Annotated in this window: 13 protein-coding genes; 8 read left to right on the forward strand and 5 right to left on the reverse strand. The window is 57.0% G+C overall.

What is annotated here, in order from left to right; genetic code table 11:
• Nucleotides 1-453: 453 nt before the first annotated feature.
• The 5 genes from H9S92_RS05040 to H9S92_RS05060 all read left to right on the forward strand — a co-directional run bounded on the left by H9S92_RS05040 (nt 454) and on the right by H9S92_RS05060 (nt 4,435).
• Nucleotides 454-1,419 (forward strand): NYN domain-containing protein, encoded by a 966-nt coding sequence (locus tag H9S92_RS05040; RefSeq protein ID WP_187465618.1) that lies wholly within the window; start codon nt 454-456, stop codon nt 1,417-1,419.
• Between the two features lie 24 nt (nt 1,420-1,443).
• Complete coding sequence (locus tag H9S92_RS05045) at nt 1,444-2,082, forward strand: uroporphyrinogen-III synthase (protein WP_187465619.1); 639 nt, start codon at nt 1,444-1,446, stop codon at nt 2,080-2,082.
• A gap of 85 nt (nt 2,083-2,167) precedes the next feature.
• Nucleotides 2,168-2,845, forward strand: a complete 678-nt coding sequence (locus H9S92_RS05050) for a hypothetical protein (RefSeq protein WP_187465620.1) — start codon at nt 2,168-2,170, stop codon at nt 2,843-2,845.
• Between the two features lie 121 nt (nt 2,846-2,966).
• Complete coding sequence (locus tag H9S92_RS05055; RefSeq protein WP_187465621.1) at nt 2,967-4,064, forward strand: vWA domain-containing protein; 1,098 nt, start codon at nt 2,967-2,969, stop codon at nt 4,062-4,064.
• Nucleotides 4,064-4,435: a hypothetical protein gene (locus H9S92_RS05060; RefSeq protein WP_187465622.1), complete on the forward strand. Its 372-nt coding sequence runs from the start codon at nt 4,064-4,066 to the stop codon at nt 4,433-4,435. The genes H9S92_RS05055 and H9S92_RS05060 overlap by 1 nt, the downstream gene beginning before the upstream one ends.
• A gap of 506 nt (nt 4,436-4,941) precedes the next feature.
• On the opposite strand, the gene H9S92_RS05065 is transcribed toward H9S92_RS05060, so the two are convergent.
• The gene (locus H9S92_RS05065) at nt 4,942-6,411 is read right to left on the reverse strand and encodes a PepSY-like domain-containing protein (protein WP_187465623.1); all 1,470 of its coding nucleotides are present in this window, start codon (nt 6,409-6,411) and stop codon (nt 4,942-4,944) included.
• A 118-nt stretch (nt 6,412-6,529) separates the two neighbouring features.
• A complete protein-coding gene (locus tag H9S92_RS05070) occupies nt 6,530-7,639 on the reverse strand; it encodes a T9SS type A sorting domain-containing protein (protein WP_187465624.1) in 1,110 nt (369 codons plus the stop codon).
• 216 nt (nt 7,640-7,855) lie between these two features.
• On the opposite strand from H9S92_RS05070, the gene H9S92_RS05075 reads away from it, so the two are divergent.
• Entirely contained in the window at nt 7,856-9,271 is a 1,416-nt protein-coding gene (locus H9S92_RS05075; protein ID WP_187465625.1) for a tetratricopeptide repeat protein, read from the forward strand.
• A gap of 154 nt (nt 9,272-9,425) precedes the next feature.
• Entirely contained in the window at nt 9,426-9,932 is a 507-nt protein-coding gene (locus H9S92_RS05080; protein WP_187465626.1) for a GNAT family N-acetyltransferase, read from the forward strand.
• Nucleotides 9,933-10,353: 421 nt separating this feature from the next.
• Here H9S92_RS05080 and H9S92_RS05085 read toward each other — a convergent pair whose 3' ends face one another.
• The 3 genes from H9S92_RS05085 to rocD all read right to left on the reverse strand — a co-directional run bounded on the left by H9S92_RS05085 (nt 10,354) and on the right by rocD (nt 14,543).
• Entirely contained in the window at nt 10,354-11,979 is a 1,626-nt protein-coding gene (locus H9S92_RS05085) for a hypothetical protein (protein WP_187465627.1), read from the reverse strand.
• An 88-nt stretch (nt 11,980-12,067) separates the two neighbouring features.
• Entirely contained in the window at nt 12,068-13,084 is a 1,017-nt protein-coding gene (locus H9S92_RS05090) for an aspartate-semialdehyde dehydrogenase (RefSeq protein ID WP_187465628.1), read from the reverse strand.
• A gap of 160 nt (nt 13,085-13,244) precedes the next feature.
• Nucleotides 13,245-14,543, reverse strand: a complete 1,299-nt coding sequence (rocD, locus tag H9S92_RS05095; protein ID WP_187465629.1) for an ornithine--oxo-acid transaminase — start codon at nt 14,541-14,543, stop codon at nt 13,245-13,247.
• A gap of 357 nt (nt 14,544-14,900) precedes the next feature.
• On the opposite strand from rocD, the gene H9S92_RS05100 reads away from it, so the two are divergent.
• Nucleotides 14,901-16,052: a T9SS type A sorting domain-containing protein gene (locus tag H9S92_RS05100; protein WP_187465630.1), complete on the forward strand. Its 1,152-nt coding sequence runs from the start codon at nt 14,901-14,903 to the stop codon at nt 16,050-16,052.
• The last annotated feature ends 737 nt before the right edge of the window (nt 16,053-16,789 follow it).

Below are 16,789 nucleotides of genomic sequence, written 5' to 3' on the forward strand. Positions count from 1 at the left end.
CCCTTTACAGTGGCACCCGCATTAAATGGAAGTTAAGCGACGCCTCGTCAGGGGTGGTTCAGGGAGAACAAATCATGAAGGAAGGGTAAATTTTTGGGCCTTTACCTCCACCGGGAGGCGGGTTTACCCACCTTGCGTTTACGCTGGTTTTCATGGTGGAAACGCCCGAAGAGCGCGGCGAGCAGTCCTGTTCCCATTCTGCATCTCGGGGCGCGAACGCAGGTGCAGAGGAGGTTGGGAGGAGCCGGGCAAGCGCCCCCCTACCCTTGCTCCTTGTCCAAACTCCCCCTTTCGGGGGGCCGGGGGGGAGCACCTGCGACCGCGCCCGCTTCACCCTGAAACGATTCGGAAGGAAGGGAACTTTAGTCGGGCCGCCATTACTGTTTTTTGCCGCAGACAACTACCTTTGCGGCCCTGATAGAAAGGTACATTAGGATTTTAGCCATAGAAAGTATGAATGATAGCTTAACGAAGATCGGCGTTTTTTACGACGGTAATTATTTCCTCCACGTTTCCAACTACTACAACTACGACCACGCCCGCCGCGCCCGACTAAGCATCGCCGGTCTTCACCGGTTCATTGAAGCCCGCGTCGCCAACGCCGAAGGCCGTCCGGGCATGGCCAAGATCGTCGATAGCCACTATTTCCGCGGGCGTCTCTCCGCCCAGGAAGCCCAGCAGCGCGGCACCGTACTGTACTACGACCGGGTGTTTGATGACATCCTGATGAGCAGCGGCGTCACGACCCACTACAGCCCCATCCGCTCCAACCACGGTCGCCGGACGGAAAAGGGCATCGACGTGTGGTTTGCCCTCGAGGCCTACGAATCGGCCCTGCTGCGCAAGCTCGATGTCGTCGTCCTCATTGCCAGCGACAGCGACTACGTCCCCCTGGTCCGCAAACTCCAGGCCCTCGGCTGCCGCGTCGTCATCCTGGGCTGGGATTTTGAGTTTACCACCGACAACGGCTCGCAGATGATCACCCGCACCAGCCAGGACCTGCTCGAAGAGGCCAGCCACCCCATCCTGATGAACCACATCATCGATGACCCCCGCTCGGCCAGCGAACGCGACCTGGTGGATAACCTCTTCGTAGTCGGCAACTCCGATAAAAAGCGCCGCAAGTCCACCAGCGACCACTCCACTGAGCACGCCGAAGACGACGACGTGGAACTCGAGCAGCCCACCGAAGGCAACATCGGTGACCGCATGGAAGGCGAAATTTTCAGCCTCAAAAACGGCTACGGCTTCATCAAGTACCCGCCCAACAACCTCTTTTTCCACCACACGACCCTGGAAAACGCCGATTTTAGCGAGCTTTACGTCAATGACCACGTCGCCTTCACGCTCGCCCACAGCGACCGGGGCCAGCTGATCGCCATCGACGTTAAGCTGCTCGAAGAGTTTGAGCAGGAGTAGTTTGGTCAGGGAAAAAACCCGCGTATGACGGTATTCATTTCCCGCGCTGTGGCAGCAACGAGTCCTTTGCTGGCCTGGGCGGAGCAGCGCGGCGCTACCCTGCTGGCCCGTAGTTTGCTGCGCTTTGCGGCGCTGCCTTTTGCGGCTCCAGAGGCGGCCGACTGGTGGTTTTTCTACAGCTCGCGGGCGGTGCAGTTCAGCGCAGCAGCCCTGCCTACGCCCCGGCCCCGGCTGGCTGCCCTCGGCCCCGGTACCGCCGCCGCCCTGGTCGCACGGGGCCTGACGCCCGACTTTGTGGGCGAAGGAAACCCCGAAGCAGTGGCCAGCGCTTTTCAGGACCATTGCCGGGGGCAGCGGGTTTTCTTTCCCCGGGCCCGGCAGTCGCGCCAGACCGTCCAGCGGGCCATCCAGGACACCGCAACGGTACTCGATGCGGTCTGCTACGACAACGTGGCGGTGGCCCAGACGGAGCCGATTTTGGCCGACGTCTACATCTTTACCAGTCCGCTCAACGTGGCCGCCTACCTGGATCATCAGCCGCTGGCCCCGGGCGCAAGGGTGCTGGCGATTGGGCCGAGTACGGGGGCGGCGCTGGCGGAAAGAGGGGTCGAGTGTGAGCTTGCGGAGCAGCCAGGAGAAGAATGGGTAGTAGCGATGCTCTAAGGGTTTCTTCTCGCGCTGAGTTAGGCTGAGTTGGAGAAAGGCGAAAATTCATGGTTCTTACCTAGAATGATTTTAGATTTACACGATGAAAGTCTCTGAATTACCGCTCTTTTTCGATCAGCTACAAGAAGCCCGTCAGGTTTTGACTACCTCCTCAATCAGAGAAGCTATTCAGGGCGAGATTGATGAGTTCGCTGACGAACGAAATGTTTATCTGGATGCAGATTCAGGTTGGCCGGAAGAATTGAAGCGTAATTTTTTGATCTTACTTCAGGATGTAGAGGGAATTGAAGTCTTGGAAAAATGGAGAGGGGAACTTTTGGCGGGTAAGCCTCGGGTAGCTCCAGGTACTCTTGACCTATTCATCCAGGAGTTCCTCCATCACTTTGATCGCTTCGGTACCGAAAAAATTGATGTGGTATGTCTCATGTATGATGAAATGCCACAAATGCACATTGATCTCTGGCAATTTGATACGGACGATCCGGAAACAGACTATGGTATTTATCTTAAGGGCAAAGAGCTGACTAAGTATGGTGATATTGGCCCTCTTGATCTCCAGCCCTTCGGGTTTTTCGATTATTCGATCGAGGATGATTTTCCCGCTCTCAATTTTTTCGATGGCTATTTCAGTTATATGATGTGGTTGAGAGAGATGAATATTTTGCTGCAAATCACGGAGGCTATCGCTGCCGTTGTACCTAAAGATGGGGTAACTCTAATCGTTGGCAAGTATAACGAGGGGTTAAGTCGGTTTAGATAAGTGGAGTCTGTCCTGCTTCGCTTTTAGATTCTCCCTTAACCTCCATCTCCGGGGGAATACCCCACTCCTCAAAACCCAAAAGCCCCTCCAACCGTTCTCCCAACACAAGACCCAAGAACCTATGATCGGCTGGCGCTTCCGACACTATTTTCCCGGCGAAGGAGACGAAAGTGAATTCGACAAACTCCTGAAACTCTTCCAGGAATTGCTCACGCATACTTCCGGCAACGTCCAGGAAGCCCTCCAGTGGCTTACCCAGCTCGATAAGCAGTACGAACTGACCAGCGACGACTACTCCCTGGGCGACTTCATCCAGGAACTGATCGACAAAAACTTCATCAAACCCGGCGACGGCCCCGGTGCCCCACCCTACGTACCCACCGCCAAAATGGAGGGCGAACTCCGCCACAAGGCCCTCAAAGACATCTTCGGCGACATTAAAAAGTCGACCCGCGGCGACCACAGTACCCGCTACAGCGGCCGGGGCGACGAACGTACCAGCGAACGCCGCCCCTTCGAATTCGGCGACGCCCTCGATAAACTGGCCGTCTCGGAATCCTTGCGCAACGCCCAGATCAACCACGGCATCGACGAGTTTCGTCTTCAGCACGACGACCTCGAGGTGTACGAAACCCACTACCAGGCCCAGATGAGCACCGTGCTGATGATCGACATCAGCCACTCCATGATCCTCTACGGCGAAGACCGCATCACCCCCGCCAAAAAGGTGGCCATGGCCCTGAGCGAGTACATCACCACCCGCTTCCCGAAAGACACGCTCGACATCATCGTCTTCGGTAACGACGCCTGGCCCGTGCAGATCAAAGACCTGCCCTACCTCCAGGTCGGCCCCTACCACACCAACACCGTCGCTGGCCTCGAACTGGCCATGGACATCCTCCGCCGCCGCCGCAACCCCAACAAGCAGATCTTCATGATCACCGACGGCAAGCCAACCTGCATCAAGCGCGGCAACCGCTACATCAAAAACAGCGCGGGGCTGGACCGCACCATCGTCAACCGCACCCTCAACCTCGCCGGGCGGCTGCGCAAGCTCTCCATCCCGGTAACGACCTTCATGATCGCGCGCGATCCCTGGTTGGTACAGTTCGTCCAGACCTTCACCGAAACCAACGGCGGTAAGGCCTACTACAGTGGTCTGCAGGGCCTGGGCGACTTCGTTTTCCGCGACTACAAGAACAACAAAAACAAGCGCTGATGGCGGGGCTGCGCGTGGGCATACTGCTGTTGTTGTGCTGCACTGTTGCGGCTTTGCCGGGGCAGTTGCGGGTGCAGCCGGTGGCCGATCCAGTGCTTTCGAACGGCTTTATGTCTTTTTGGGGCGCGGCCGCAGGTGCCGGAATAAGTCTTAGGAGCCAGGCAAGTCTGAATACACCGCCGCTCCGCTTACTGAGTTTGGAAAGCACCGTCAGCCAGTCTGCGCCAGCGTTCGACTTTACCCGCACCGCTCCCCACCTCGCCTTTTTCTGCCGGCTGGAAATCAACGAAAAAGCTGGAGCCATCATTCCCGCTAAGTTTCGCCTCGGTGGCCATACGCACTGGCAAGACGCCCTCTGGCGGCGGGAGTGAGTACTGGTCTGGTGAGCCCCGCAGTTCCGGTGACACCCCCGATGAGCCCCCGCACTGACTAAGGTCAGGTGCGGGGTACACATCGGAGGAGCACCGGAACTGCTGAAGGTTTTGCGGGAAAGGGTTATGCTTCTGACACATGGATTGCTTCACAGCGGTTTTTCCTCCGAGACAACTTTTGCCGTACGAGGTGTAAATCGTACCCGGGGTCGGCAACCCTCGGAAAAAGGACCTTTGGTCTTGGGGTCGGGCTAAAGCCGCGACAATACCTTGGCGGTCCAAACACTCCCTGCAACTCTATATCCAACTCCAGGCAACTCCATGGGCACAAAGGTAGGTCGGGCTAAAGCCGCGACAATACCTTGGCAAACTCCAAGCAACTCCATGCAACTCCATGAGCAAATAAAAGCGCCCCACTGTATGGGCTACAGCGGGGCGCAAAAACGATAGATTCCAAAAAACACATTTACGAGGTAGTGAACAGTAGCGGGGAGATCGTCTGTTCGTTAGCTGCGGTCGGAGCAGAAGAGTACACCTGCGGCAGTGTAGATGAGGTCGTAGTCGTCATCATCGTTTACTTCCACCTCAAAGTAGTACTGTACCGACCCGTCGGGGAAGTTCAGGCGCTCGATATCATCGCGGTCAATGACGGCACCGGGGAAGTCGTTGGCCAGGGCATTGATTACGGCGGCGGGTAGTTCGGAAAGGGAAATTTCCGTAGCGGTGAAGCGGAATTCCCAGTTCAGGCTGAAGTAGAGATCGATGTCGCGGCCAGGACCATCTTCCAGTTCCACCTTAAAGAAGTACTGGTCGTCGCAAAGGTCTTCGCGGTGGAAGTTGTCAATGCGGTACCCGGCATACTGGCTGCCGATGAAGGTGCGGATGCTGTCGGGCAAGCCTGTCGTGCCGCCATTGCCGCCGCCGTTGTCATCACCGCCACCGTTGCCGCCTCCGTTGTCATCGCCGCCACCGTTGCCGCCGCCATTGTCATCGCCGCCACCATTGCCGCTGCGATCATCGCAAAGCAGGGTGCCGTCGGCGGCGTAGATCAGGTCGCGGTCCCGGCTGCCAGCAGTTTCGATTTCAACGTAGTATTCGACTACCCCGCTGGGGTAATTCAGTCGCTCGGTCTTGCCCGGAATGATCTGGTAGTTCGGGAAATTTGCGGTGATGGCCGCGGTAACGGAAGCCGGTAGTGCGGAGGTGGAGATATCGGTACTGGAAAACTGGAATACCCAGGTCAGGCTGAAGTAGAGATTGATGTCGGGACCGGGGCCGTCCTCTAATTCCACTTTGTAGAAGTAACGGTCATTGCAAAGGTCGTCACGCTCAGCTTTATCAATGCGGTAGCCTGCGTACTGGCCGTTGATGAAGGCGCGAATGCTGTCGGGCAGGGTCACGACGCCGCTGGTATCGCCACCGCCGTTGCCACCGCCGCCGTTGCCACCACCGTTGCCACCGCCGTTGTCGTCGGGGAAGTTCCGTTCCCAGCAAATGATGGTGCCGTCGGGGGCTAAAACGAGATCGTCGTCTTCGCCGCTGCTGTCTACCAATTCCACTTTGTACTGGATGGTGCCGTCGGGGAATTCATAACGGTCAATTTTCCGGGTATCGATGGAGTAGGCGGAAAAGGCGCTATCGATGGTATTGCGCACGGCTGCGGGAAGTTCCTCCAGGCGGAGGTCGGTAGAAGAGAACAGGTAGTCTCCGGAAAGGGAGAAGTAGAGGTCGATGTCGGGGCCGGGACCATCTTCCAGTTCGACCTTCAGGACACGGGTGTTGTCACAAAGGTCTTCGTCACCGCGGCGGCGGATCAGGTGATTGGGGAAGTTGGACTGGATGAAACTCGCAGCCGTGGGGGGCAGCGTCGAGGGATCGACGCTGGTTACCTCAAAGTCGTCATCGCTGAGCAGCTCACAGCCGGAGGAAAGGAGGATGCTGAAGAGCAGCATGGACAAATAAAATAGCTTCTTCATGGTAATTCGCTTTGGTTGGTTTACGGTTAAAATTTGCTTGGGTCTGGGGATGCGTTTCCCCGGGCACCGCGTGGATGCCAGCAACAGACCTTATTTTTTTGGGTGAAAAGTCCCGCGTTTAGCGGGTGATGATGAGTTTCTTCTGGCAGTCGCCCTGCGCCGTGCGCAGCCGCAGGTAGTAAAGGCCGGTGGGCAAATCAGGGGGAAGGGGCACCCACTGCCGGTCGTGCGGCGGCAACAGTGGCCACTGCCGGCCCAGCGCGTCGGTGAGGGTAAGTTGTTGTACCGCAAAGGGTGTGTTCAGCCGGAAACCCGCGTCGGTCGGGTTGGGGTACACCTGGATCCCGGCTTCCAACTGCCGGGGCGAAAGGTAGCCAGCGGAGGAGGTAAGCTTGGAGGTATCGCGGGCCACGATGATCCGCACGGTATCGGGCACCGTCGCTACCGTCGAAAAATCCGCCCCCACCAAATACACACTGTCAATCTGGATCACGAAAGTATCTACTTCCAAACCAACGATAATGTCTTCCACAATGACCCGAAACTGACCAATGGCACCAGCCTCAATGGGCACGGACGTTTGGTTGGTACGCGTAAAGGCCAGCTCTGCCGCGCCGCTGCCGTCTCCGTCCACAAACAGTTCCTGGGCATTGTCGTCCCCAGCCTCCAACCAACTGTTTTCCTCGAAATCGAAGTCCGGACCATCATCATCCATCAGCAAGCCCGTTGTGTAGCTCATCTTCAGGGCCAGGCCGTAGAAATCGTTCGGGCCCGTTTCGCTTTCGTCCAGAAACAGGTCAATGTCGACCATTGCCCCTAAGGGAACCAAGGTGGCACTGGGCACCATCCGGAGGCGTGGACCCGCACCAGGGCGGGCGTTGGCAAATCCGTCGGGCAGGAGCGTTCCCTGCGTGAGGCCAAAATTTTCGTCAATGGCATCGTTGTAGTCTTCTTCATCAACCACACCGTTGCCGTCGCAGTCCGCAAAGGCATAGTTCGGGCCCGTGGGAAAAGACTGCGCCCAGGGTGCACCGGGGGTTTGGGGTGCCCAGGCTACCGACATCGTCGGGCGGGCCGGGCCATTCGCTCCGAAGGCAAAACCCCAGTAGAGTAAGTCCACCCCGTTCACTACGCCATTGTTGTTTACATCCCCCGGCCAAACCGGCTGCGCAGACAGCGAAGCGTGGCCAAGTACGCACAACAGCAGAAAGAGCACGACTCGAGACATAAGGAATTTTCTTTGGTTGATCATTTGATAAGGCAAAGATGAAGCCCCAAAAGGGCTTTCACAATTACACTTTTCGTAGATTGCCAGCATGAAAAACCCTGAATAGAATACTAATGAATTTTTTATAATATTCAATCAGCTGTCAATCAGCAATTTACATTTTTAAATTGTTACTTATCTTAATATGTTTATATTTTTTGCCGTACCAAAGCTCCAATGAACTCCACCAAACTGCTGCAAATACTGAAAACGCTGGACCCGGGAGAGTGGGAAAAACTGTATTTTTTCCTCCAATCGCCTTACTTCACCCAGGAAAAGGTCTCTCCCCGGCTCTTTACCCTGCTCCACCCCTACTTTGCCGATTCCGCCGCCGGACTTCCCAAAGCCGAAACCCTCTTCCAGGCCCTCTGGCCCGACCAGCCCTTCGACCGCAAGCAACTCAACTACGCGCTCAGCCGCCTCAATAAACTCACCGAACGCTTTTTGGTCTTCCAGCAACTGGAGCAACAAACCGACCGCCAGCAACTCACTGCCCTCGAAGTCTTTTCCGAACGCCACCTGGAAAAGCACCTCGCTGCAACCCAGCGCTCCTTCAACGAGCGGCTACTGCCGGCACCGGATGAAAAAGACGACTTCTACCTCGTGCGCTCCGATTACGCAGACCTGCTCGACCAACATTACGTCCGCACCAAAGCCAGAAAACAGGACAATAACATCCAGCTCGCCACCGACGATCTCGACCGTTTCTACTACTTCCGCCGCCTGCGCTACGCTTGCTCGATGCTCGACCGGCAGAATATCCTGGAAGCAAACTACCGCATCGGCCTTTCCCAGGCCTGGCTGGACCATCTGGAAGGCAGTACGCTGGTCGAAGAACCCATGATCGGGCTCTATCTGACCATCTTTCGCGCGCTGCAGGAAGAGGAGCAGGAACAGCACTTTCGCGAACTCAAATCCCGTTTGCTCCAACTCGTCGGCAAGGGCCTCGCAGAATCCCTTGCCGAGCCCCTGCTTTTCGCCATCAATTACTGCGCACGCAAGATCCGCGCCGGCCAGGAAGCCTACGTCAAGGAGGCCATCGACCTCTACCACCGCGGCATCGATTCGGGCCTGCTGCTCCAGGATGGGCAGGTTTCTCCCTGGACTTACACCAACCTCGTCAAACTCACCCTCCGCCTCCAGCAGTACGCCGAAGCCCGGGAATTCATCAGCAAGTACACCGATTTGCTGCCCGAAAGTTTCCGGGAAAATGCCCACAACTACAACTACGCTGAGCTGCTCTACTGTACCAATGAAAAAGAAAAAGCCCAGGAATACCTCAATCGGGTGGCGTTTTCTGACCTTGGCTACTACCTCGGCGCGCGGGTCTTACTGGCCAAAATCTACTACGAAACGGACGCGGAGGAGGCCCTGCTCTCCTTGCTGGCCTCCTTCACCATCTTCCTTCAACGCAACAAACAAATCTCGCGCAACCTCAAAAAAACCTACCTCAACTTCTGCCAGTTGCTCAGCCGCTTACTCCGTACCGAACCCGGCAAAACCGGTAAGATCATAGACCTCATCACCCACACCCAGCCGCTGACCGACCGAAGCTGGTTGCTGGCCCTGGCACAGGAAAAATCGCGCACCTAGCACGGCTTTTTCCTGCGCCGTATTGCCCGCTGGGCGCGGCCGCAGGTGCCGCAGTTGGGACTTAGGAGCAAGGGAAGGAAAAAACCCTGCACTATTCCCCCCACCGTCCTTTCTTTGCCTTCAGATGTGGAGCCAGCCAACCACAAACCCCGCTATGATCCGCTCCCTGGGCCCCGCCGATCTCAACGCATTCATCGCCCTCCGCCGCCAATCCTTTGCCACCGATCCACTTTCCTGGGACTATGACCCGGGCCACGAAGTAAGCGCCGAAGAATGGCTGCCCAAAATCCTGGAAACCGACGGCCAGTTTGTCCTCGGGTATTTCCTGACGGAGGGCCGTCAGAAGCCGGAGCTGGCAGGCGTCATCGGCCTTACCCGCTACGAGAAACTGAAGCGGCGCCACCGGGCTCTGGTATGGGGCGTGTACGTAAGTCCCGCAGCCCGCGGACAGCAAGCCGCCAGGCAACTCCTCACCGAAACCATCCGCCGCGCCCGGGCCATGGAGGGGCTGGAGCGGATCATCCTGACGGTATCCCACCACGCCAGTGCCGCCCGGGCCTTGTATACTGCCGCCGGCTTCGTCGAGTTTGGCCGCGAACCCGGCGCTTCCCGCAACGAAGGGGTAGGAATGGACGAAATCTACATGCTGTTGGAGCTTTGACCGGAGGGAATGGAACGGCCCCGGCAGGGCGCACTGCCTGGGTAAAGAGGTCAGCAATACGCCCATTTACCCCATTAAAAAAGCCGAGCACCTCAATCGGTACTCGGCTTTCAATAATCCCATGAACATATATCTTGTCACTGAGCAGCTGCCGTAAAAGTGATTTCGCGTTCCGGCCTGAAGGGATGAAAGCGGCCGGAACGCGAAGATTCACAAAGACAATCGTAATCTCAGAATTTTAACTTGTTGGGTCCTTGTCAGGGGGCATTCCCCCTCCGGACAATACAAAAGTGCGGCAAGACCGCAGCCGGGCAAAAGACAGATTCCTAGTATTGTGAACGAACTTCCAGCCTTCGATTCAACTAAAAACCTGATAATGAATTATTTGCAGACTGAAAAGTGAAAATTTTCAGCCCTAAAATTACTCTTCTTCGCCCGAAAATTTCTCTTTTACGTCCTCAACGACCTCTTCGACGGTGTCTTCTACCCGATCGGCGGCGTGGTTGAACTTCTCGGCGGCAACGTGGGCAACGGCTTTGGCGGTGTCCGTTACGTCCTCGAGCGCCTCCGAAACGTCCTCGAAGGCCTCGGCCAGGAAGTCTCCGGCGCGGTCCAGTAAACCTCCCTCCCGGGTGACGGCCTGGGCGGCAGCGCCTACCCCGGTGATGGCCGCAGCGATGGTATCGCCCGCCTGCTCGGCAAAGGTGCTATCCTTGGCGGCTTCGGTTGCGGGGCTGGCAACGACTTCGCTGAAGGCCACCATGCTGGCAACGGCAGCGCCGGACTCCACCGTTGCGGCGGGGGCGGGGCTGGCGGGCTCCTCTTTGCTCTTCTGCTTGCCTTCCACGATGGCGGCGGCAGCGGCTTCGAGCTTGGCGGCTTCTTCGGCGGAAACTTCCCGGCTGGAAATTTCGGCGGCAATTTTTGCTTTGGCAGCCTCAGCGGCAGCGCGTTCAGCGGCTTTTTTGGCGTCCTTTGCCGCGCGTTCGTTGTCTTTGACGATCTTATCTTCGAGCATGGCCTTGGTCTTTTCCATGTCGTCGAGCTTGGCCTGCTTGCTGGCAATGCGGCTTTCGATCATGAGGACTTTGGCCTGGCGAATTTGCTTTTCCAATTGTCCCTCCGACTTTTCGATCCGCTTGCGCTCAAATTTGAGGTCTTCCTCATCCCGGCCAATCCCGCTTTTCATGCGGTCCATGGCCTTGAGCAAGCCCTGCAGACGGCTTTCGGAACGACCTACGGCACCGCCGCCGCCTTTGCCACCTTCGCCTGCGCTTCCGCTGCTGCCGCCACTGCGCACTTCCTTGACGGCTTTGAAAGCTGCGTCGATGCGGGTGTAGATGGCGTCACGGTCTTCTTTGGTGAATTTCACGTTGTGAAACTTCCGCTGGATTTCCCGCAGGTCGTTGAAGACCTTATTCAGGTGGGTACCTTCACTGATCGACTTTTCCGCCTCGGTAAGCATCTCGCCAAACCTGGCAACGTGCTTTTCAGATTCGGCTTTGTACTTTTCGTTCAGCGCATCCCGCATGACCTTGAGCTTCTCGAAGGTGACGTCCACTTGCTTGCGGATGTCGTTGCCTTGCTCACGCAGGAGGGTTTTGTCTTCCAGTTGCCGCTGCACTTTTTGCCAAAAGGATTTGGCTTGGTTCCAGAGGTCGGAAGAATACTGGGTGGCGCGGTCAATACGGTCTTCAATTTCGGCCAGTTCGGCTTTATAAGACTGGGCCAGCTTGTCACTCAGTACGTGAAAGTGCCACTCGGTTTGCGCGCGCAGGATCATGTCCGTTTGCTCGGCCCGCAGGTCATCGGGCAGCAAGCCTTCGGTGACGCTCAGTTCGCGGGCGATGACGCGGTCGGGCTCGGGCAGTTCTACGTCCTCTTCCTTGCGCCATTTGTCCATGAACAACTGGTAGATCTCGTCGGTAACGTCCTTTTCAGGGTAAGTCTGGATGCGAACGATGTTGTCGCTCACTTGCAGCTCGATCGTGATCAGTACGCGTTTTTCCTGGGCATCGCGCCCCCAGACGGCAATTCGGTTTCTCATCTCAGTTAGCTTAAAGCCGGGGGCGGGTGATGGAGAAAGACCCGGTCGCGGCGGTGTACGGTAAAGTCGGTATACGTGTGTTCAGGCCCTAGGCTTCCACCCGGTTGCCAATCATTTTTTTCTCGGCCAGGTACTCGGCGATCTGGACGGCATTGGTAGCGGCGCCCTTACGCAGGTTATCGGCCACGATCCACAGGTTGAGGCCATTTTCGATGGATTCGTCCCGGCGGATGCGGCCCACAAAGACTTCGTCCCGGTGCTTGGCCAGCAGCGGCATCGGGTAGACGTGGTTCTTGATGTCGTCTTGAACAATGATGCCCGGCGTAGCTTCGAGCAGGGAGCGCACCTCTTCAACGGTGTAGGGGCGGTGAAATTCTACGTTGACACTCTCACTGTGGCCGCCGTGTACGGGTACCCGCACGGCCGTAGCGGTAATGGCAATGCTGTCGTCGCCCAGGATTTTACGGGTTTCGTGGACGAGCTTCATTTCTTCTTTGGTGTAGGCATTGTCCAGGAAAACGTCGCACTGCGGAATACAGTTCTCGAAGATGGGGTAATGGTAGGGCCGGTCGGTGCCTGCCGTATCCTCCCCGCGCTTTTCGGCCTCGTACTGCTGTACGGCGGGAACGCCCGTGCCGGTGAACGACTGGTAGGTGGAAATGACCAGGCGCTTGATGCCAAAAGCCTTGTGCAGCGGGGCCAGGGCCAGTACCATCTGGATGGTCGAACAGTTGGGGTTGGCAATGATGAGGTCTTGTTCCGTCAGTCCCGCAGCGTTCACTTCGGGCACCACCAGTTTTTTATCGGGGTGCATGCGCCAGGCGCTGGAATTGTCGATCACGACGCAACCAACTTCCGCAAAACGGGGAGCCCATTCGAGGCTGGTGCTGCCGCCGGCGGAGAAGATCGCTACGTCAGGACGGCGCGCGATGGCTTCTTCCATACTCACTACGGGGTATTCCTTGCCTTCGTAGGTAATCAGCTTGCCGACGGAACGTGCCGAAGCCACCGGAAGCAACTCAGTGATGGGGAAGCGGTGCTCTTTCAGCACTTCAAACATCACGCCACCCACCAAACCGGTGGCGCCTACAACGGCAACTCTCATTATGGTATATTTTGGGGCGACAAAAATACGCCCTTTTCCCGGCTTTGCCTACTCTGATTTCCTTTTCCGGATTGCGGAAAGGGCATGGAAGCAGGCATTGCCCTGGTCTTTCACCCGGCACCTGCGTCCGCGCCCAAGGAAGGCCAATGATTCGGAACGACTAGCGCTCGAAGCGCTCCACCACCCCGGCGATGATGGCGCAGGCCTCCAGCAACTGCCGTTCGGTGATGACCAGCGGCGGGGCGAAACGGATGATGTTGCCGTGGGTGGGTTTGGCCAGGAGGCCATTTTCGGCGAGGGCCAGGCAAAAATTCCAGGCGGTTTTGCTCTCCGGCGAGTCGTTGATGACCAGGGCATTGAGCAGGCCCTTGCCCCGCACGAGCGTAAGCAACTGGGGGTGTGCATCGACCAATTCCTGCATTTTGGCGCGGAAAATATGGCCCAGGTGCCGGGCATTCTGGATGAGGCCTTCGTCTTTAACCACTTCCAGCGCCGCGCGGGCCACGGCACAGGCCACGGGGTTGCCGCCGAAGGTGGAGCCGTGTTGCCCGGGTTTGATGACTTCCATGATGTGGTCGTCGGCCAGCACGGCGGAGACGGGATAAGTGCCGCCACTGAGGGCTTTGCCGAGGATGAGAATGTCGGGCCGCACGTAAGTCTGCGGCTGCCGTTCGCACTGCTTTTCGCAGCTGCAATCGCCGCACACCCGCAGCAGCGCCCCGGTGCGGGCCACCCCCGTCTGGATTTCGTCGGCGATGAACAAGACATTATGTTTCCGGCAAGCCTCGGCCACGCCGCGCAGGTAATCATCCGCCGGCACAAAAACACCCGCCTCGCCCTGGATCGGTTCCACGAGCACCCCGGCGATGGTCGCCGGATCGTCGGCCAGGGCAGCCTGGAGTGCGGGCAGATCGGCGTAGGGCACACTGACAAAACCGGGGGTGTAGGGCCCGAAATTGCCCTTTGCCCCGGGGTCGGAACTGAAGGAGATGATGGTGGTGGTGCGACCGTGGAAGTTTTGGCCGCACACGATGATGCGGGCCTGGTTGGTGGGGATGCCCTTCTTTTCGTAGCCCCACTTGCGGCAGAGCTTGATGGCCGTTTCTACGCCTTCCGCACCGGTGTTCATGGCCAGTACCTTCCCGAAGCCGAAGTATTCGCACAGGTATTGCTCGTAGGGGCCGAGCTGGTCGTTGTAAAACGCACGGCTGGTCAGGGTCAGCTGTTGGCTCTGCCGGACCAGCGCATCGATGATCCGGGGGTGGCAATGCCCCTGGTTGACGGCCGAGTAGGCGCTGAGGAAATCAAAGTACTGCTTGCCTTCCACGTCCCACACGTAACAACCCCGCCCTTCGCTGAGCACCACGGGGAGCGGATGATAGTTGTGCGCGCCGTAGCGGTCTTCCAAGGCAATGAAATCGGCGGCCGTAGCGGCGGTGGTGGTGGGAGAGGACTGCATGGTTATCGAATCTTTTCAGTTACAGCAAAGGTAGCGCACCGCGCAGGAACCCGCCCTATGCAGTAGATCGGGAGTTGGGTAGTTGGGTAGTTCGGTAGAGGACGACTCCCTACTTCCAAACCACCGAACTTAAAGCCATTGCGATCCAGGCATCTGAATAGCAGCGAAAAGCTTCGTTGCCTACCCGACGGCAGTGGCTCCGACAATATTCCGGGGAATTGACGTAATGGGAACGTTAATTAATCCCCAAAGCGCGGCCTACACCGGGGGGAAGCCTTACCTTGTGGTCTCGGCACACCAGCGGGAAAGCATTTTACTTGCCTGGGGCCGGACTCTGAAAACAGCTTTGAATTTGTTATGGTAAAATACCTACCTACGCTTGCCCTATTCCTGTGGTCCTTTGGTTTGGTGGCCCAGGTGCAGTTATCCAATGCCTATTTCCCGGCCGTTGGGGATACCCTCCACATCGTCGATGCCGATAGCGCTTACGCCGCTTCTTTGGACTTGCAAACCGCCGGCGGAGCCAACCTGGAGTGGAACTTCGGTACGCCGGTGCCTAATTTTACGACCTCCATTCCAGTCCTGGCCGTCACTGCCAGTGATCTGTTTCCTGAGGCGGACCTGAAAATCCAGACCAACGTTTTTACGGAGAGCTACTACCGCGTCAATGCCACGTCTTTTGACCTGGTGGGCATCAACAGCCGACTCGCCATTTTGCCCGACTTCGCCTTTTCCACCGCAGTATTGCCCGCCCGTCCCACGCGCCGGGCACCGCTGAACTTTGGCGACAACTTCTCTACCGTGACGGAAAACAGCGCCGTTTTCTCTCCCGATAGCCTGCCCGCCGAGGCCCTCGTTTTGGTGGGCGATTTGCTGGACAACGTCGACTCCGTTCGCATCACCACCATTTCGACCCGCGCCGATGTGGCCGATGCCTACGGTTCCCTCACCCTGGGTTCCGATGTCTTCGATGTATTGCGGGAAAAAAGAGTAGAAAGCATCTTCATTCGCCTGGAGGTGAAAACCAACCCCTTGCCCTTCATCGACATCACCAACCTGGTGATTGCTACCAGCCCCACGCTGGCTCCCTTCGTAGGGCAACAACCCAGCACCACGACCTACTTTTTCTGGAGTAACGAGCATAAAGAGCCCATCGCCGAGGTGGTCACCAACACCGTCAGCGGAGCAGTGGAAGACATGATGTACCGGCGGCCGGATACCCGGACGTCCACCAGCGCACCCGGGCTGCTCCGCGTCACGGTTAATGTCTTCCCCAACCCTGCGGCCGACTGGGCAACTATCCAGGTGGATGGACTGCCCCAGGGGCAGTATGCCCTCACCCTACTCAATATGCTGGGCCGTACGGTAGCCGAGCGGTCTTTTTCCCCGGTGGGTAACCAAACGCGCCTGCGCCTGGACGTCAGCCACCTCCCGGGTGGAACCTACCTCTACAGTATCCGTAATGCGCGGGGGCGGATTATTACGACGCGGAGATTGCGGGTTAATTAGTGTTTTTTTGAGCTTCGCTCTTTTTTGAACTACTAAGTTCACTAAGTCCTGGAGCTTCGCTCTTTTTTTGAACCACTAAGTTCACTAAGTACACTAAGCTTTTGGGAGCTTCGCTCTTTTTTTGAACCACTAAGTTCACTAAGAGCACTAAGCTTTTGGGAGCTTCGCTCTTTTTTTGAACCACTAAGTTCACTAAGTTTTTGGGCGCTACACTTGGTTGTTGAACCACTAAGGGCACGAAGAGGGACCAAGGAGTATTTGAGCTTCGCTCTTGTTTTCGAACCACTAAAGACACGAAGAGGGACTAAGTATGGGATGGGAGCTTAGCCACTTAGCTAACATTCTGTCTTCATCATGCGCAAAGCCATCATTTGGCGCGCCGATGTCGCCAACGAAATACCGTTCTGTACATGCTGATGAATGTAGCTACCAGTAAGCTCGCCACAGACAAAACAATCAGTGTTTGTCCCTGTACCACGGTACATCCGGCATCCAAACAAAACCAAGTTCGGGTCGAATTGCCTTCCATCATTGACAGCCCACGGACAATACCCGCGGTGGTGAAGATGAGCACATAGCAATAGTCGGGCACTTTCCTCAGCAACTTTATCATCTAGCGTAGTTTACAACTAAGTTACTCGTGGCTTAGCTTTTGCTAAAATCCAAGCGACAAACCAAGAAGAATGCTCTACCAAATGATCGTTTTACCTCGAAACTAGCTTGCACCCTACTACTCA

The organism is Neolewinella lacunae (genome assembly GCF_014349155.1).
Taxonomy (GTDB): Bacteria; Bacteroidota; Bacteroidia; order Chitinophagales; family Saprospiraceae; genus Neolewinella; species Neolewinella lacunae.

Coding starts and splice junctions, on each gene's coding strand:
- rocD (WP_187465629.1), bottom strand. CDS start 14,543: ATGCAGTCCTCTCCCACCACCACCGCCGCTACGGCCGCCGATTTCATT.
- H9S92_RS05050 (WP_187465620.1), top strand. CDS start 2,168: ATGAAAGTCTCTGAATTACCGCTCTTTTTCGATCAGCTACAAGAAGCC.
- H9S92_RS05075 (WP_187465625.1), top strand. CDS start 7,856: ATGAACTCCACCAAACTGCTGCAAATACTGAAAACGCTGGACCCGGGA.
- H9S92_RS05085 (WP_187465627.1), bottom strand. CDS start 11,979: ATGAGAAACCGAATTGCCGTCTGGGGGCGCGATGCCCAGGAAAAACGC.
- H9S92_RS05060 (WP_187465622.1), top strand. CDS start 4,064: ATGGCGGGGCTGCGCGTGGGCATACTGCTGTTGTTGTGCTGCACTGTT.
- H9S92_RS05045 (WP_187465619.1), top strand. CDS start 1,444: ATGACGGTATTCATTTCCCGCGCTGTGGCAGCAACGAGTCCTTTGCTG.
- H9S92_RS05065 (WP_187465623.1), bottom strand. CDS start 6,411: ATGAAGAAGCTATTTTATTTGTCCATGCTGCTCTTCAGCATCCTCCTT.
- H9S92_RS05070 (WP_187465624.1), bottom strand. CDS start 7,639: ATGTCTCGAGTCGTGCTCTTTCTGCTGTTGTGCGTACTTGGCCACGCT.
- H9S92_RS05055 (WP_187465621.1), top strand. CDS start 2,967: ATGATCGGCTGGCGCTTCCGACACTATTTTCCCGGCGAAGGAGACGAA.
- H9S92_RS05100 (WP_187465630.1), top strand. CDS start 14,901: ATGGTAAAATACCTACCTACGCTTGCCCTATTCCTGTGGTCCTTTGGT.
- H9S92_RS05040 (WP_187465618.1), top strand. CDS start 454: ATGAATGATAGCTTAACGAAGATCGGCGTTTTTTACGACGGTAATTAT.
- H9S92_RS05090 (WP_187465628.1), bottom strand. CDS start 13,084: ATGAGAGTTGCCGTTGTAGGCGCCACCGGTTTGGTGGGTGGCGTGATG.
- H9S92_RS05080 (WP_187465626.1), top strand. CDS start 9,426: ATGATCCGCTCCCTGGGCCCCGCCGATCTCAACGCATTCATCGCCCTC.